The 15,126-nt window shown below is 59.3% G+C and carries 18 protein-coding genes; 6 read left to right on the forward strand and 12 right to left on the reverse strand.

Annotated features, from left to right (window positions below):
- Positions 1-10: 10 nt before the first annotated feature.
- The gene (locus AB4N91_RS27880) at positions 11-1,387 is read right to left on the reverse strand and encodes an SrfA family protein (RefSeq protein ID WP_460111952.1); all 1,377 of its coding nucleotides are present in this window, start codon (positions 1,385-1,387) and stop codon (positions 11-13) included.
- A 266-nt stretch (positions 1,388-1,653) separates the two neighbouring features.
- On the opposite strand from AB4N91_RS27880, the gene AB4N91_RS27885 reads away from it, so the two are divergent.
- Complete coding sequence (locus AB4N91_RS27885) at positions 1,654-2,865, forward strand: aldose 1-epimerase family protein (protein ID WP_077748592.1); 1,212 nt, start codon at positions 1,654-1,656, stop codon at positions 2,863-2,865.
- Between the two features lie 52 nt (positions 2,866-2,917).
- Here AB4N91_RS27885 and AB4N91_RS27890 read toward each other — a convergent pair whose 3' ends face one another.
- The 3 genes from AB4N91_RS27890 to AB4N91_RS27900 are packed head-to-tail and all read right to left on the reverse strand — an operon-like array spanning position 2,918 to position 5,336.
- Positions 2,918-3,220, reverse strand: coding sequence for a hypothetical protein (locus AB4N91_RS27890; protein WP_010465122.1), 303 nt, complete (start codon positions 3,218-3,220; stop codon positions 2,918-2,920).
- Positions 3,207-3,785, reverse strand: coding sequence for a hypothetical protein (locus AB4N91_RS27895; protein ID WP_154913192.1), 579 nt, complete (start codon positions 3,783-3,785; stop codon positions 3,207-3,209). The genes AB4N91_RS27890 and AB4N91_RS27895 overlap by 14 nt, the downstream gene beginning before the upstream one ends.
- 57 nt (positions 3,786-3,842) lie before the next feature.
- The gene (locus AB4N91_RS27900) at positions 3,843-5,336 is read right to left on the reverse strand and encodes a YifB family Mg chelatase-like AAA ATPase (protein WP_460111953.1); all 1,494 of its coding nucleotides are present in this window, start codon (positions 5,334-5,336) and stop codon (positions 3,843-3,845) included.
- Positions 5,337-5,629: 293 nt separating this feature from the next.
- Here AB4N91_RS27900 and AB4N91_RS27905 point away from each other — a divergent pair, with 293 nt between their 5' ends.
- On the forward strand, positions 5,630-5,908 hold the full coding sequence (locus tag AB4N91_RS27905) for a HigA family addiction module antitoxin (protein WP_042932484.1): 279 nt from the start codon (positions 5,630-5,632) through the stop codon (positions 5,906-5,908).
- Here AB4N91_RS27905 and AB4N91_RS27910 read toward each other — a convergent pair.
- Together AB4N91_RS27910 and AB4N91_RS27915 are read right to left on the reverse strand one after the other, a co-directional pair.
- Entirely contained in the window at positions 5,905-6,432 is a 528-nt protein-coding gene (locus AB4N91_RS27910) for a BRO-N domain-containing protein (protein ID WP_077747145.1), read from the reverse strand. The two genes, AB4N91_RS27905 and AB4N91_RS27910, sit on opposite strands and share 4 nt — an antisense overlap.
- 420 nt (positions 6,433-6,852) lie before the next feature.
- On the reverse strand, positions 6,853-7,113 hold the full coding sequence (locus tag AB4N91_RS27915; RefSeq protein WP_145306590.1) for an accessory factor UbiK family protein: 261 nt from the start codon (positions 7,111-7,113) through the stop codon (positions 6,853-6,855).
- Between the two features lie 417 nt (positions 7,114-7,530).
- Between AB4N91_RS27915 and glnK the strand changes: the two genes are divergently transcribed.
- The 4 genes from glnK to sutA all read left to right on the forward strand — a co-directional run bounded on the left by glnK (position 7,531) and on the right by sutA (position 10,309).
- Positions 7,531-7,869 (forward strand): P-II family nitrogen regulator, encoded by a 339-nt coding sequence (gene glnK / locus AB4N91_RS27920; protein ID WP_002555808.1) that lies wholly within the window; start codon positions 7,531-7,533, stop codon positions 7,867-7,869.
- Between the two features lie 37 nt (positions 7,870-7,906).
- Positions 7,907-9,244 (forward strand): ammonium transporter, encoded by a 1,338-nt coding sequence (locus AB4N91_RS27925; protein WP_010465110.1) that lies wholly within the window; start codon positions 7,907-7,909, stop codon positions 9,242-9,244.
- Positions 9,245-9,458: 214 nt separating this feature from the next.
- The gene (locus tag AB4N91_RS27930) at positions 9,459-9,884 is read left to right on the forward strand and encodes a secondary thiamine-phosphate synthase enzyme YjbQ (protein WP_008030499.1); all 426 of its coding nucleotides are present in this window, start codon (positions 9,459-9,461) and stop codon (positions 9,882-9,884) included.
- Positions 9,885-9,985: 101 nt separating this feature from the next.
- Entirely contained in the window at positions 9,986-10,309 is a 324-nt protein-coding gene (gene sutA, locus AB4N91_RS27935; protein WP_010465107.1) for a transcriptional regulator SutA, read from the forward strand.
- 195 nt (positions 10,310-10,504) lie between these two features.
- Here sutA and AB4N91_RS27940 read toward each other — a convergent pair whose 3' ends face one another.
- The 6 genes from AB4N91_RS27940 to lptM are packed head-to-tail and all read right to left on the reverse strand — an operon-like array spanning position 10,505 to position 15,118.
- On the reverse strand, positions 10,505-11,215 hold the full coding sequence (locus AB4N91_RS27940) for an HAD family hydrolase (RefSeq protein WP_154913188.1): 711 nt from the start codon (positions 11,213-11,215) through the stop codon (positions 10,505-10,507).
- Positions 11,212-12,111, reverse strand: a complete 900-nt coding sequence (gene xerC, locus AB4N91_RS27945) for a tyrosine recombinase XerC (RefSeq protein ID WP_010465103.1) — start codon at positions 12,109-12,111, stop codon at positions 11,212-11,214. Before xerC ends, AB4N91_RS27940 begins: the two co-directional genes overlap by 4 nt.
- 2 nt (positions 12,112-12,113) lie before the next feature.
- Entirely contained in the window at positions 12,114-12,839 is a 726-nt protein-coding gene (locus AB4N91_RS27950; protein WP_010465101.1) for a DUF484 family protein, read from the reverse strand.
- A gap of 13 nt (positions 12,840-12,852) precedes the next feature.
- A complete protein-coding gene (gene dapF / locus AB4N91_RS27955; protein WP_010465099.1) occupies positions 12,853-13,683 on the reverse strand; it encodes a diaminopimelate epimerase in 831 nt (276 codons plus the stop codon).
- 4 nt (positions 13,684-13,687) lie between these two features.
- Positions 13,688-14,935, reverse strand: a complete 1,248-nt coding sequence (lysA, locus tag AB4N91_RS27960) for a diaminopimelate decarboxylase (protein ID WP_010465097.1) — start codon at positions 14,933-14,935, stop codon at positions 13,688-13,690.
- A 9-nt stretch (positions 14,936-14,944) separates the two neighbouring features.
- The gene (gene lptM / locus AB4N91_RS27965; protein ID WP_010465096.1) at positions 14,945-15,118 is read right to left on the reverse strand and encodes an LPS translocon maturation chaperone LptM; all 174 of its coding nucleotides are present in this window, start codon (positions 15,116-15,118) and stop codon (positions 14,945-14,947) included.
- Between the last annotated feature and the right edge of the window lie 8 nt (positions 15,119-15,126).

A 15,126-nucleotide genomic window follows, 5' to 3' on the forward strand; every position in this document is an offset into this window, starting at 1 on the left:
TATTCCAGTCTTATTCGCCCATTTGCCGCATGGACATGGGGAATTGATCTTTTCCGTAACCGCCGGTGCAGTCCGCGACCGTGGTCGCCCCTTTGCGGCAGTTGACCTTGGGCATGTCGTAAGTGCTGCCATCGCCGCACACGGCCTGGCCCTGGCTGTCGATGGCGAGGCTGCCGCCTTTCATGGTAGCGCTCACCGGCCCGCTGCATTTCGTGCCGTCGGCCTGGTGTACGGTGACTTCGCCCTTACCGTCCTTGAGCTGGTATTCCAGGCGCAGCGGCTTGCCGGTCCGGCGATCCTGAATGCCGGCACCGGCGCGGTACTGACCGTCGAGGAACTTGGCGGCACCGTCGGCGGCGTCAGGCGGAATGCTCAAGGCCGGGCCCGGTTTTGTGGTTGCGGCTGCGGCGGCGGATTTTTGTGCGTCGGGTGGTGTGACGGCCGGCACCTCGGTTTTGGCTTCGGCGTCGGGTGGCGCGGTAGGCGCGGTTGGGGATTCGGCGGCCGGGTCTTGCGTGATGCCGGCAGTCGCGGCGTCAGCTTCGTTGCCAGCGAGCGCCGGGGCTTCCGAGCCTTGGGTGCCGGTCACGGCGGTGCCTGTGGTGGAACCAGCGACCGTGCCGGTCACGGGAACGCCATTCAGCGTTGTGACATTGTCGGTCAGTTGTGGCTCTTCCAGCTGATTTTCCACCGGCACGATGCCCTCGGGCAGCAAGTCCACCGCCACCAATGGAATCGGTACGCAACCGCGCAGGCCGAGCAACAGCCACAACAGCAACAACAGGAGCGGCAGCAGCAACAGCCACCACCAGCGACGCCACCACGGACGAGCTACCACGGGCACGACGGGCGCCACCACCGGTTCTTCAACCACGGGTGGCAGCGTGAAGACGGGCGGAACCTGATAAAGGCAGTGCAGGGGATCGCGATTACCGGTACCGGCGTGCTCGAAACCCCAGAAGGTCAGCACCGGCTTGCCTTGCACCAGGTAGACGAAGTTTTCGTCAGGGAAATGAATGACGCGCTTGAGCAGCTTGCCGAACACGGCTTTGTCGCCTTGCTGCTGTTCGGCCGGGTCCGTGCCCAGGAAACGCTGGCTCAACTCATCGAGCGCAGTCTTCAGGGCTTCAAGTTGGCGACGGGCCGGAGCGCGTTCTTCTTCGGTCGCACTGCTCCACGGGATCACATCGCCTTCGATACCGCTGTACCAATCGATCTGGTTGCCGAGTTCATCGCTTTGAGGAATGGCCAGGTGGTCGACCATGTCGGGGTTCTTGCGGCGAATGGCTTCGCGCAATTGCAGGGCAGCCCGATAGACCGGTTGACCTGTTTCGCCCAGGGCTGTGAATGACCCGCTCTTACCGCTGCGTAATAATGCCCCGCGCATTCAAACTCCATATGTTCCGTTGCGCAAAAATGACAGACAAAGGTGTCTGTTCCTGCTCCTGCATTTAGCTGGCGACCTTAATGTCATAATGATGTCGCCGTCAATCAGCAGAGGTCCAAAACCGTATGAGACTAGCGTAAGCGTGCGGAGGTTGCATGGGGGCAATGTGAATTGATTTGGGAAGACTCGGACGTCCGCTTTTTTAAGCTTGCTGAATCGTTTCATCAGCGCTATAAAAAATGCACAACTCCAAGAAAGGCTTCCCCATGACCCCTCTCAAATTAGTCGTTGCCCTTGGCGCGCTGTCCGCCTCCCACGCCATGGCTTGGGACTACGTCCTGCTCGACAGCGACAAGGCTGCCCAGAACTGGCAGATCACCAGCCAGCAACTCGGTGTCAAAACCGACAAACCCTTCTCCGTGACCCTGCGCACCTTGCACGGCGGCCGGCAAGAGGGCGTCAGCATCGTCGACATCGATAACGGCACAATGAAACTCTCGGTGGTGCCCACTCGCGGCATGAACGTGTTGCAAGCATCGGTCGGCGATGTGCGCATGGGCTGGGACTCTCCGGTCAAGGACGTGGTCAATCCGTCCTTCATCGAACTCAACGGCCGCGGCGGACTGGGCTGGCTCGAAGGCTTCAACGAACTGGTGGCTCGCTGCGGCTACGAATGGGTCGGCCATCCCGGCATCGACAACGGCGAACTGCTGACCCTGCATGGCCGCGCCGCCAACATCCCGGCCAGCAAAGTCACCCTGCACATCGACGAAAAACCGCCTTACGCCATCAGCCTGCGCGGCGAGCTGAAAGAGCAGGCGTTCAAAAAAGTCGATTTCTCGGTGGTAACTGAGTTGGTCACTGAACCCGGCAGCGTAGCGTTCGCCCTGAACGACACGTTGACCAACAACGGCGACTACCCGAAGGAATACCAGGCGCTGTACCACAGCAACTTCAGCACGCCATTCCTGGAGCAGGGCGCGCGTTTTGCAGCGCCGGTTAAACAGGTGTCGCCGTTCAACGACAAGGCCAAAGGGGATTTACCGGATTGGCAGACTTACCGTGCACCGACCAAGGACTACGACGAGACGGTTTACAACGTCGTGCCTTATGGCGATGCCAAGGGTGATACGTTGACCGTGTTGCATAACAAAGCCGGGAGCCTTGGGGTGTCGGTGGGGTTCAATACGCAGCAGTTGCCGGTGTTTTCGTTGTGGAAGAACACGGATACGCAAGGGCAGGGGTATGTGACCGGGTTGGAACCGGGGACGAGTTTTTCTTACAACCGTCGGTATCAGCGGCCGATTGGTTTGGTGCCGATGATTGGGGTTAAAGAGCAGAGGCAGTTTCAAATCCATTACAGCTTGTTGGCAGACAAGGGGGCTGTGGATAAGGCGCTGAAGCGTGTGAGTGAGATTCAAGGTGGGCGGGAGACTGAGGTAAGGCAGGCGCCGCTGGTGGATTTGACCAAAGAGTAAGCGGCCTTTCGAGATGAGCAGTGGAAGTCTGTGTTCACCGCTCATCAAAAGGCTAAAAAGGAAGTCTCATTTCTGACGCTTGTGCCGCATCAAACAGGCGCCGGATGAAATCGAAGTCGTTCCAGGTTTGGTTGGTATAAAACCGATGCTCCTTATTTCCGATCTCATCGATGTAATAGATAACGTACTCCGCATATTTCTCGTCGGCGTTGAAGCTGTAACGCAATGAAAGAGAAAAGTCCTTTTCCTTGAGTTTCACAAACGAGTTGTTGTCGTCATAACTCCAGGAGAATTCGCCTCTCTCCGTTCTCGCGGTGAGTGCTTTGATGAAATCGAGAAATCTAGGCGGTAGCATATTGACGCCCTCTGGCCGGGTTAACCTTTTCGAGGTTTTCTTTGATGTTTTCAAGATTGTGGTGAAGAAGGATTCTGATCGGCTTTTCGAGCGGAGCGTTTGCCGTCGCGAAAACCCCTTTTCTGATGGTGATTTCAGTTTCTCCAAGGATATTGTCAATCCTTTCGAACTCCTGACCTGTACCGGGTATTTTGGCAAACAGAATCCTGAAATGCTGATAGCACTTCAGCGCCAATGGATAGTTTTCGGTGTCCACATAACCTGCTGCTTCATTGAGCGTCGCAATGCATTCACTGACGGCCGAGGCGCCCTCTACAGCTTTTGCGTCCTTGAGTATTCTGTTGGCTTCTGCACTGATGCTGCGTGAGTAACGAACACTGTGCAGAACTTCGGATATTGAAATGATTAGCGCGACGATCGTAATGACTGTGCCAATGTAGGAAAAGTTGTTCAGGGTTGTCGGAGAGCCAACAACAATTTCCTGCTGTAATAGCGCCGCCCATACGATAGCAATGCTTATCAGGCAATAGACGAATCTGATCCAATGACTTCTTAGTAACTTCATGTATTACTGACGCTCTCTCTGAATATTATCTGAATGATTTGCTGTGATAGTCATCGATTACGCTGAGGCAGGTCGGTATTGCAGCGCTTCCGCCAAATGCTCGCGTGTAATTGCATTTACCTGTTCAAGGTCTGCCAATGTACGGGCTACCTTGAGCAGTCGGTGTGCTGACCTGAGTGACAAGGTCAAACGCTCGCAAGCAGTTTCCAGCCAGGCTTCATCGGTTGTGGATAACTTGCAGTGTCGACGCAGCCCTGGCAAATCAAGGAAGGCGTTGGCACAGCCTTGGCGTTTGTTTTGAAGCTCCCGGGCGTCGGCGACCAGTACCGCAGCAGTGGCGGTGTCATCACCGGGTTTGAGCGCAGGATTTAACGCCGTGGCTTCGCGCGCGACGGTCAGGTGCAGGTCGATCCGATCCAGCAGCGGCCCCGACAGTTTGTTGCGGTAGCGCTGGACCATGTCCGGTGTGCAACTGCATTTGCCGCTGGGTTCGCCAAGATATCCACAGGGGCACGGGTTCATCGCGGCGACTAACTGAAAGCGCGCCGGAAACCTCACGCGGTCCTTGGCGCGGGAAATCACGATGTGGCCGGACTCCAGCGGCTCCCTTAAAACCTCCAGCACCTTGCGATCAAATTCAGGAAGTTCGTCCAGGAACAGCACGCCATGATGGGCGAGGGTAATTTCGCCGGGTTGTGGTCGTGAGCCGCCGCCGACCAGTGCCGGGCCTGATGCGGAATGGTGAGGTTGGCGAAACGGTCGTTGCGGCCAATGGCTCAGCGGCACGCAACTGGAAACCGATTGAATTGCTGCGACCTCAAGCGCTTCATTCTCAGCCAATGGCGGTAGCAGCCCCGGTAAACGACTAGCCAGCAGGGTTTTCCCTGTTCCCGGCGGACCGCTGAACAACAAGTTATGCGCACCTGCCGCCGCTATCAGCAGCGCGCGCTTGGCTGACATTTGACCTTGCACCTCATTCAAATCGGGGTACGGCATGCTGGCGTACAGCAAGCCATCGGATACGAAGGGCTCGATTGGAGTGTGTCCATTAAGGTGCGCCACCGCCTGAAGCAAATGATCCACCGCGATCACCTTCAACCCCGACGCCAGGCACGCCTCTTCTGCATTTGCCCGCGGCACTACCAGCGTCCGTCCGGCCTTGCGTGCTGCTAATGCTGCCGGCAGCACACCGCGAACTGCCCTCACCGCGCCCGATAGCGCCAACTCTCCCAGACACTCAATGTCATCCAGCGTCAACGTCGGCACCTGCACGCTGGCTGACAGAATCCCCAGCGCAATGGCCAGATCAAATCGTCCACCGTCCTTCGGTAGGTCCGCGGGAGCGAGATTCAGCGTGATGCGCCGCGCCGGAAATTGCAGGCCTGAATTGATGATCGCGCTGCGTACCCGGTCCTTGCTTTCCTTCACTGCTGCTTCGGGCAAACCGACCATCGTCAGCGACGGCAAGCCGTTGGCCAGATGGACTTCGACGGTAACGGCGGGCGCATCCACGCCAATTTGGGCGCGGCTGTGGACGATGGAGAGGGACATGGTCGTTCCTTGAGCTTTACGGGAACCGCTTCCTGCGGTTTTTGAAGGGTAGTCGGGGTGTTGTTCTTCGGCGTTACGAATGAGGCGACAAACTTTCACTGGATGTTGCGAGTGTCTTTCTGGTGATGAAGCGTAAGCGAGTGTGGATTGCCGATGTAATCAGTCACGGGATGAGGTTTTTGTAGGACCTTGCCTAGAACAATGACGGACGCCGGTGAAAGTGGGCGAGCGCTCTTGTCTGTCTGGCAGGGCTGCTTATGATCATTAATTGATCGCTGACTTCGGAGAGGATAATGAACAGTAATGGAATGCGGCCCGTTCATCCTGGCGAAATTCTTCAGGAGGAGTTTCTTGAACCGTTGGGCATTTCAGAGTCAGCTTTCGCCCATTCGTTGAACGAACCGTTAAATGTGGTCAACGACATCGTGATGCAACAGCGTTGTGTCAGTGCTGATCTAGCGGGGAAGCTATCTGGCCACCTGAACACCACGCCCGAGTTCTGGCTGAACCTGCAAGCGACTTACGATTTGCGGGAAGCTGGAATCGAACGTGGTAGGGCTTTAAATACTTAAAGCGATTGCAACATCCGCGAAGCACGCTTCCACCAAGGCGCATTGACCGTCCGTTGCACCCGTTCACCCTCCGCAAGCATGTGCGGAACATCCTGCAACCGAATCCACGGCTGGTTATTCCAGTGCAGCAAACTCAGCGACATCTCCGGCCAGTTCAACAGACTCAGAATCGGGCGTTCGCTTGTTGCCGGATGTTGGGCGTCTCTGAGGGCTGGCACTACGTTGTGGGTCAGCCATTCGCGCAGGCCTCGGTATTCGGGGCAGTAGTGGTAGACAAGCAGGGCGTACACGCCGGATTCGCTGATCATCAGGGTGTTTTCGAGGGTGCCGTGGATGACGACTCGCGCGGATTGATGTTGATCGGGATCGAGTTTTCGGACGGCGCGTTCGTCGAGGAAAAGGCGAAGCAGACGGCCCAGGTCTCGGGCGCTGAACCAAGGCTGGTTTTCGATCAAAAGCGCGTGGAGGTGGAGTTTGTGGCGGGTGAAGACGTGAGGGACTAGATAAGCGTTATCGCAACTCATTAATACAGCTCCTTTTGCTAAAGAGGCTGCCGTCAATCGTCGCCAAACAATTGGGTGGCAGCTGTACGCGGGTTGGCGAACCGGAGCAAAAGGAACCCGGCAGACCCGAAGGTCTCCCACGCACAGCCGCCATGACTCGAGAGATGGTCGTCGTACGCCTTAAGCTTCCAGGTCGCCAAACCCAGTGCTGAATATTCAGCTGAGAATGAGCTTAGGAGCCTGGGCTTCACGGCGCTATCGGACGGCGGTGGTGATCTTTGTAGGACGTTGCCGAGATGGTGGCGGGGCGGCAGATCAGGAGATTGCAGCCTTTGGCAGGTCCTACAGGGTTGGTCGGTCCAGTGTGGGAAGGCTGGTAGACCGAGGTGACTCTATTCGCGAGCAGGCTCGCTCCCACAGGGGGCTGCGTTGTCAGCAGGGTTATTCGGCAGGCGGACTCAGCTTCGCTTCCAGCTCCGCAACCTTCGCTTCGAGGCTTTCCAGCCGTGCCCGGGTCCGCGCCAGCACAACCATCTGGCTATCAAACTCTTCCCGGCTCACCAGGTCCAGCTTGCTGAAGCCGCTCTGCAACAACGCCTTGAACTGGCTTTCGATTTCGCTTTTCGGCAATGGGGTTTCGCCGCTGAAGAGGCGGGAGGCGGTGCCGCTCAGGGCGTCGAGGAAATCTTTGGGTGCGAGCATGGGAAATGTCCTGTCAACAATGGCGGGCAGTGTATCACGCAGTGTCTATAGTCAATTCCGTCAGCAGGGATGCACGCTTTTCGCGCATGTGGACAGACGGCTGCGCACTGTTGTTGTGCGTATCCGTGGGGCCGATTGAGGAAAGGGGCTGTTGGCGGCGGTCAAGGGGTTGAATTCAGTGGGTTTTGGCGAGATGGCAAGCTTTCTGCTTAGTCAGTCGTAACCCATGCACTGATGCAGTCGCTGTGACGAATGCAGTGCGCCAAGCGAAACGGGGAGTTGTTTCGTGAGGAGCGGTTAGCTGGCGTCGGACGGGCAGGTAAGGTCGACGATGCGTTACAAAGCCAGGCACTGCGCTTAGACTTGAGTCGGGTTTGTTTTCCTGGGGCAAGTCCACCAATTCGGGAGAGAGTTTTCATGAAGCTAGTCACTGCCATCATCAAGCCGTTCAAACTGGACGACGTGCGCGAGTCGCTGTCCGAGATCGGCGTGCAGGGCATTACCGTTACTGAAGTCAAAGGCTTCGGTCGGCAGAAGGGTCACACCGAGCTGTATCGCGGCGCGGAATACGTGGTCGATTTCCTGCCTAAGGTAAAGATCGATGTCGCCATTGACGACAAGGATCTGGACCGGGTTATCGAGGCGATAACCAAGGCCGCCAACACCGGCAAGATCGGTGACGGCAAGATCTTCGTGGTCAATCTGGAACAGGCGATTCGCATCCGTACCGGCGAAACCGATACCGACGCGATTTAAACGCCGCCACAAACCCAACGCCCCAGGAGAAAACAATATGACTCTGCGTAAATTCGCAGGGCTAGGAGCCCTGTTGTCCCTCGTAATGCCCAGCCTGGCTATGGCGGCAGACGAAGTGGCGGCCCCAGTCCTCAACTCCGGCGATACCGCCTGGATGATGACCTCGACAGCCCTCGTGCTGTTCATGACCATTCCCGGCCTCGCCCTGTTCTACGGCGGCATGGTTCGCTCCAAAAACATTCTTTCCGTGATGATGCAGTGCTTCGCCATTACCGGTCTGATCAGCATTCTGTGGGTCATTTATGGCTACAGCATCGCGTTCGACACCACCGGCATGGAGCAGGGCGTCGTCAACTTCAACTCGTTCTTCGGTGGCATGGGCAAGGCATTCCTCGCCGGTGTCACGCCGTCGAGCCTGACCGGTCCTGCGGCGCTGTTCCCTGAGGCGGTGTTCATCACCTTCCAGATGACCTTCGCCATCATCACCCCTGCGCTGATCGTCGGTGCCTTCGCCGAGCGGATGAAGTTCTCCGCCATGCTGATCTTCATGGGCGTGTGGTTCACCCTGGTTTATGCACCGATTGCGCACATGGTCTGGTCCGGCAACGGCGGCCTGATGTGGGATTGGGGTGTGCTCGACTTCGCGGGCGGCACCGTGGTGCACATCAACGCCGGTGTGGCCGGTCTGGTTGCGTGCATCGTGCTCGGCAAGCGCAAAGGCTTCCCGACCACCCCGATGGCACCGCACAACCTCGGTTACACCCTGATGGGCGCCGCGATGCTGTGGGTCGGCTGGTTCGGTTTCAACGCCGGTTCCGCCGCTGCGGCCAACGGCACGGCCGGTATGGCAATGCTGGTGACCCAGATCGCAACCGCCGCCGCTGCACTGGGCTGGATGTTCGCCGAGTGGATCACTCACGGCAAACCAAGTGCGCTGGGTATCGCTTCGGGTGTTGTGGCCGGTCTGGTCGCCATCACCCCGGCCGCTGGCACCGTGGGCCCGATGGGCGCGCTGGTCATCGGCCTGGCAGCGGGCGTGGTGTGCTTCTTCTGCGCCACCACCCTGAAACGCAAACTCGGTTATGACGATTCCCTGGACGCCTTCGGTGTGCACGGCATCGGCGGTATCCTCGGCGCGATCCTGACCGGTGTGTTCGCCGCACCGTCCCTGGGTGGCTTCGGCACCGTCACCGACATCGCCGCTCAAGTCTGGATTCAGTGCAAAGGCGTGGGCTTCACGGTGATCTACACCGCGATCGTCACCTACATCATTCTCAAGGTACTGGACGCTGTCATGGGTCTGCGTATCACGGAAGAAGAAGAGGCCGTCGGCATCGACCTGGCACTCCACAACGAACGCGGCTACAACTTGTAAGCACGCGCATAAAAAACTTGCCCGGCTTGCCGGGCATTTTTTTGTCTGGCGTTTGTCAGTGAAGAGACTGCTGAAAGGTTTTTTCGTACACGTTTGGTGGCGTTTACGACGGGCGTTTTTCTGCGGCCAATGGCTTACATGATTGAAGGAATATTAGGGCCTTTGTTTTTTCCCAGAGCGCGCTAGAATGCGCCCCGAACGTGCGGAGAACTGTATGTGGCAACAGACTCTGATTACCCTGCGGGCACGGCCCCGGGGCTTTCATCTGGTAACGGACGAGTTACTCGCCGGCCTGCCTGAACTCAAGGCGTGCCGGGTCGGTCTGTTGCATTTGTGGCTGCAGCATACCTCGGCGTCGTTGACCATCAACGAGAACGCCGATCCGGCGGTACGTCGCGACTTCGAACGATTTTTCAATCGTCTGATCCCACAAGGAACAGACGGCTATGAGCATAACGACGAAGGCCTGGACGACCTCCCGGCGCACTTCAAGGCCAGCGTGCTTGGCTGTCAGCTCAGTTTGCCGATTTCGGCAGGCCGACTGGCGCTGGGGACCTGGCAAGGTGTTTATCTGGGCGAGCACCGTGATTTTGGCGGTGCCCGTAAAGTCCTCGCCACCGTGCACGGTGAAGAGGCATGAACCGCTGGTCACCAGTGGTTATTGAATTTTTCCGGCGGCTGTCGACAGACGGTGAAGCTGGGCTATAACTAATCTGCTTTTCGCAAGTCATGAGGTAGAACATGAGCGACGATGATCTGGAAAACGACGACCTCGAAGTAGGCGACGACGACGAAACCGAAGAAGGTCTGGAAGCAGCGGCCGAAGACGTCGCTGAAGACGACGGCGGTGAAACGCCCGTTCCGACCGCCAAAGGCAAAGCCAAGGCTGCGGTGTCGGTTGACGAGCTGCCGAGCGTCGAAGCCAAGAACAAGGAACGCGACGCCTTGGCCAAGGCCATGGAAGAGTTTCTGGCACGGGGCGGCAAGGTGCAGGAAGTGGAGGCCAATGTGGTCGCCGATCCGCCCAAGAAGCCTGACAACAAGTACGGCAGCCGGCCTATCTAAGCGTCTGCTATTGGCTTGCTGAAAAGGCCCGCCGTCGCTGCGGGCTTTTTCATGGGCGGTAAAAAGCTCTGGGCCTGCGGCGATCCCCTGTAGGAGTGAGCCTGCTCGCGATTGCGGTGTGTCAGGCAACATAAATGCTGAATGTCACACCGCAATCGCGAGCAGGCTCACTCCTACAAGGGAATATCGGTGATCTCAGGATTGGTGCTGGGAATTCCACCGAGCCAGCAACGCCGGTAATTCGGTCAAACTGCGAATCTCGGCATCCGGTGCCTTCTCGGCTTCCCAGGCCTTGCGCGCCGGGTTAAACCAGATCGCCCGCAACCCCGCCTGCTGCGCCCCGGCAATGTCATCCCCCGGATGATCGCCGATATGCACCGCCGTCTCCGCCGTCGCACCGCCCCGTTGCAATGCCTCATGAAACAGGCGCGCATCGGGCTTGGCGATGCCGATGTCTTCGGCGCACAACGCAAACTTGAAGTAATCGGCCAGCCCCAGCCGGCGCACATCGGCGTTGCCATTGGTGACCACACCCAGGGCGTAATGCTTGGCCAGGGTTTCCAGCGTCGGCTCGACGTCGGGAAACACTTCGATCTGATGCCGGGCATGCAGGAACACTTCAAAACTCTTGTCGGCCAGGTCCGACGCCTCGCCGTGGTCGTATCCGGCCTCCTCCAGCGCATGGAACAACACCCGGCGCCGCAGCGCACTGATGCGGTGTTTGAGGCTCGGTTCGAGGGTCAGGATCCGTTCCCGAATAGCCCACAAATGCTCCACCGGCACCGCGCCCAGGTTCGGTGCGTGCTCGGTCAGCCATTCACGCAGTATGGCTTCGGCGCTGACGATCACCGGGGCGGTGTCCCACAGGGTGTCGTCGAGGTCGAAGGTGATCAATTGGATGGTCATGAATCATCGCCTTTAATGCGTTTGGCCCGTGGATGGGCGCTGTCGTAGACCGTGGCCAGGTGCTGGAAGTCCAGGTGGGTGTAGATCTGGGTGGTCTTGATGTCCGAGTGGCCGAGCAATTCCTGTACGGCGCGCAGGTCCTGCGAGGATTCCAGCAAATGGCTGGCAAAGGAATGCCGCAACATGTGCGGGTGCAGGTTCTGCCCCAGCTCGCGCTCACCAGCGGCTTTGACCCGCAACTGAATCGCCCGGGGGCCAAGGCGCCGACCTTGCTGGCTGACGAACACCGCATCGTCTGCCGGGTTAGTCATGGCCCGCAACGGCAGCCACAGTTCCAGGGCTTCACGCGCTTTTTTGCCGACCGGCAGCAGGCGAGTCTTGCTGCCTTTGCCGAGCACCTGAACCATGCCGTCGGCCAGATCCAGCTGATCCATATTAAGCCCGGTCAGCTCCGAAAGGCGCAAACCCGAGGAATAGAACAGCTCCAGAATCGCCTGATCCCGACGTGCCAGGAAGTCATCCTCCACTGCGCCTTCAAGCAGTTGCAGCGCGCGGTCGGTATCGAGGGTTTTCGGCAGCCGTCTTTCGCCCTTGGGCGGTGCCAGGCCGTTGGCCGGGTCGTGATCGCAAAGACCTTCGCGGTTCAAATAATGATAGAGCCCACGGACGGCCGACAGCAGTCGCGCCAGGCTGCGCGAAGATTGACCCTGGGAATGCAGGCGCGCGATCAGGCTGCGCAGACGCTGAATGTCCAGCGCGGCCCAGCTGCTGATGTTCTGTTTGACGCACCAGCCCAGCACTTTGTCGAGATCGCGGCGGTAGGCGTGCAGCGTGTGGGGCGACACCTGCCGCTCACTGCGCAGGTGTTCGCAGTAAGCGTCCAGTTGCCGTTCCATGGTCAGCGTACCGAGCGCAGGGAACTGTTGACCCGAGGCAGCACGCGACCCATGACTTCGGCGATGTAGCTCAGGAACAGCGTGCCGACCGAGCTTTTGTAGTGTTGCGGGTCGCGACTGGCGATGGCCAGGACGCCGTGGATGCCTTGATGGCTGATGGCGACAACGGCGGTGGAGCCGATCTGTTTGCGCTGTTCTTCGCCGAACAGGAAGTCCAGTTCGTGATCGCGCAGGCTGCCGCTGACGCTTTTGTCTTCCGAGAGCAAGCCGCCAATGGCCGTTTGCGCGTCGGCATGGGTGACCCAGCGGCCCACCGGCATCGGGTTGTCACCCAGCAGGATCAGGCTGACAAAAGGCACCTGGAAGTCCTGGCGCAGACTGTCTTCGACGCTGATCACCACGTCTTCCAGGCTGCTGGCATCCATCAGCGCCAGAATCAGGCGGCGGGTCTTGTCGAAGAGGCGGTCGTTGTCGCGGGCCACGTCCATCAAATGCGAGAGGCGATGACGCAACTCAATGTTGCGGTCGCGCAGGATCTTCATCTGGCGTTCGACCAGCGAGACGGTATCGCCGCGCTGGTGCGGAATGCGCAAGGCCGGGAGCAGTTCTTCGTGCTCGACGAAGAAATCCGGATGAGCCTCCAGGTACGCGGCAATCGCCGCCGCCTCAAGGCTTTCGGAAGGGGATTCGTCGGGCTGTGGGGCGGGAACCTGGGGCTTATCTTTCATGGATTCGACTCTCTCAAAGACGCACTTGTCCTTCATAAACGCGGACTGCCGGGCCGGTCATCATGACCGGATGGCCAGGGCCTGCCCATTCAATGGACAGACGCCCGCCGGGCAGGTCGATCAATAGCGGCGAATCCATCCACCCCTGGCTGATCGCGGCCACTGCGGCAGCGCATGCGCCGGTGCCGCAGGCCTGGGTTTCCCCGGCGCCACGTTCCCAGACGCGCAACTGCGCACGGTTCCGGTCGATGACCTGGAGAAAACCGACGTTGACCCGCGCCGGGAAGCGCGGGTGGTGTTCGATTTTCGGTCCCAGTTCATGCACCGGTGCGTTGTTGATGTCGCTGACCCGCAACACGGCATGGGGGTTTCCCATGGACACGGCGGCCAGTTCGACGGTCGTACCCTCGACATCGAGCTTATAACTCAAGGCCTGTTCTGGCGCGTCGAATGGAATCTCGGTCGGCACCAGGCGCGGTGCGCCCATGTTGACACCAATCTGGCCGTCGCTGCGGATATCCAGTTCGATGATGCCGCTTTTGGTCTCGACGCGAATCTGCCGCTTGGCGGTCAGGCGTTTGTCGAGCACGAAGCGGGCGAAACAGCGCGCACCGTTGCCGCACTGTTCCACTTCGGAACCATCGGAGTTGAAGATCCGGTAGCGGAAGTCCACGTCCGGGTTGCTCGGCGCTTCGACGATCAGCAACTGGTCGAAACCGATGCCGGTGTGCCGATCGCCCCATTGCTTGGCGTGCTTGGGCAGGATGTGCGCGTGCTGGCTGACCAGGTCGAGGACCATGAAGTCGTTGCCCAGGCCGTGCATCTTGGTAAAACGCAGCAGCATGGGATTACTCCGGCAGCAGGCTTTCGCCAGCAAACAACTCGGCTACCGTCTCACGGCGACGCACTTCAAATGCCTGATCACCGTCCACCAACACTTCGGCGGCGCGGCCGCGGGTGTTGTAGTTGGAACTCATGACAAACCCATAGGCGCCGGCCGAATGCACGGCCAACAGATCGCCTTCTTCCAGGGCCAGTTCACGATCCTTGGCCAGGAAGTCGCCGGTCTCGCAGATCGGGCCGACGATGTCGTAGGCGCGCGCCGCTGCAGTGCGCGGGCGCACGGCGGTGACATCCATCCAGGCCTGGTACAGCGCCGGACGGATCAGGTCGTTCATGGCCGCGTCGACGATGGCGAAGTCTTTGTGTTCGGTGTGCTTGAGGTACTCGACCTGGGTCAGTAGCACGCCGGCGTTGGCGACGATGAAACGGCCCGGCTCGAACACCAGCGCCAGGTCGCGACCGTCGAGACGCTCGCGCACGGCTTTGATGTAGTCGGCAGCCAATGGCGGCTCTTCATCGCGATAACGCACGCCCAAACCGCCACCGAGATCGATGTGGCGCAGGTAGATGCCGCAATCGCCGAGGCGGTCGACCAGGCCCAGCAGGCGGTCGAGGGCGTCGATGAACGGCGGCAGGGTGGTCAGTTGCGAACCGATGTGGCAATCGACGCCGACCACTTCCAGGTTGGGCAACTGGGCGGCGCGGATGTACACGTCTTCGGCGTCGGCGATGGCGATGCCGAACTTGTTCTCTTTGAGACCGGTGGAAATGTACGGGTGCGTGCCGGCATCGACGTCCGGGTTCACACGTAGCGAGATCGGTGCGCGAACACCCAGCTCGGCGGCGACCACTTGCAGACGCTCCAGCTCATCGGTGGATTCGACGTTGAAGCAATGGACGCCAACTTCCAGGGCGCGACGCATGTCGTCACGGGTCTTGCCGACACCGGAGAAAACGATCTTGTCGGCGCTGCCGCCGGCGGCCAGTACGCGTTCCAGCTCGCCACGGGAGACGATGTCAAAACCGGCGCCAAGACGGGCCAGGACATTCAGTACACCCAGGTTGGAGTTGGCCTTGACCGCAAAGCAGACCAGGTGCGGCATGCCGACCAGCGCATCGGCGTATGCCAGGTACTGGGCTTCGATGTGCGCGCGGGAGTAGACGTAGGTCGGTGTGCCGAAACGTTCGGCGATGGCCGACAGGGCCACACCTTCGGCAAACAGCTCCCCGCCACGGTAATTAAAAGCGTCCATGGCGTTCCCTTATTGGTAGACGTCGTGCTTGTGTGCTTTGGACGGCTGCTTTTGCGAGGACTGAGCCTGCTCGGCGGGATCCTGGGAATCGTCGGGCAGATACAGCGGGCCTTTTTGACCACAGGCCGACACAAGGCAGGCAACCGCGACGAGCGCAGCAAGGGAAGAGATCAGGCGCTTCATGGCGAAAT

It is taken from the genome of Pseudomonas sp. H3_D04 (assembly GCF_054669175.1).

Excerpts from the sequence above, each read along its gene's own strand:
- AB4N91_RS27880 (WP_460111952.1), bottom strand. The coding sequence starts at position 1,387 with ATGCGCGGGGCATTATTACGCAGCGGTAAGAGCGGGTCATTCACAGCC.
- AB4N91_RS27885 (WP_077748592.1), top strand. The coding sequence starts at position 1,654 with ATGACCCCTCTCAAATTAGTCGTTGCCCTTGGCGCGCTGTCCGCCTCC.
- AB4N91_RS27890 (WP_010465122.1), bottom strand. The coding sequence starts at position 3,220 with ATGCTACCGCCTAGATTTCTCGATTTCATCAAAGCACTCACCGCGAGA.
- AB4N91_RS27895 (WP_154913192.1), bottom strand. The coding sequence starts at position 3,785 with ATGAAGTTACTAAGAAGTCATTGGATCAGATTCGTCTATTGCCTGATA.
- AB4N91_RS27900 (WP_460111953.1), bottom strand. The coding sequence starts at position 5,336 with ATGTCCCTCTCCATCGTCCACAGCCGCGCCCAAATTGGCGTGGATGCG.
- AB4N91_RS27905 (WP_042932484.1), top strand. The coding sequence starts at position 5,630 with ATGAACAGTAATGGAATGCGGCCCGTTCATCCTGGCGAAATTCTTCAG.
- AB4N91_RS27910 (WP_077747145.1), bottom strand. The coding sequence starts at position 6,432 with ATGAGTTGCGATAACGCTTATCTAGTCCCTCACGTCTTCACCCGCCAC.
- AB4N91_RS27915 (WP_145306590.1), bottom strand. The coding sequence starts at position 7,113 with ATGCTCGCACCCAAAGATTTCCTCGACGCCCTGAGCGGCACCGCCTCC.
- glnK (WP_002555808.1), top strand. The coding sequence starts at position 7,531 with ATGAAGCTAGTCACTGCCATCATCAAGCCGTTCAAACTGGACGACGTG.
- AB4N91_RS27925 (WP_010465110.1), top strand. The coding sequence starts at position 7,907 with ATGACTCTGCGTAAATTCGCAGGGCTAGGAGCCCTGTTGTCCCTCGTA.
- AB4N91_RS27930 (WP_008030499.1), top strand. The coding sequence starts at position 9,459 with ATGTGGCAACAGACTCTGATTACCCTGCGGGCACGGCCCCGGGGCTTT.
- sutA (WP_010465107.1), top strand. The coding sequence starts at position 9,986 with ATGAGCGACGATGATCTGGAAAACGACGACCTCGAAGTAGGCGACGAC.
- AB4N91_RS27940 (WP_154913188.1), bottom strand. The coding sequence starts at position 11,215 with ATGACCATCCAATTGATCACCTTCGACCTCGACGACACCCTGTGGGAC.
- xerC (WP_010465103.1), bottom strand. The coding sequence starts at position 12,111 with ATGGAACGGCAACTGGACGCTTACTGCGAACACCTGCGCAGTGAGCGG.
- AB4N91_RS27950 (WP_010465101.1), bottom strand. The coding sequence starts at position 12,839 with ATGAAAGATAAGCCCCAGGTTCCCGCCCCACAGCCCGACGAATCCCCT.
- dapF (WP_010465099.1), bottom strand. The coding sequence starts at position 13,683 with ATGCTGCTGCGTTTTACCAAGATGCACGGCCTGGGCAACGACTTCATG.
- lysA (WP_010465097.1), bottom strand. The coding sequence starts at position 14,935 with ATGGACGCTTTTAATTACCGTGGCGGGGAGCTGTTTGCCGAAGGTGTG.
- lptM (WP_010465096.1), bottom strand. The coding sequence starts at position 15,118 with ATGAAGCGCCTGATCTCTTCCCTTGCTGCGCTCGTCGCGGTTGCCTGC.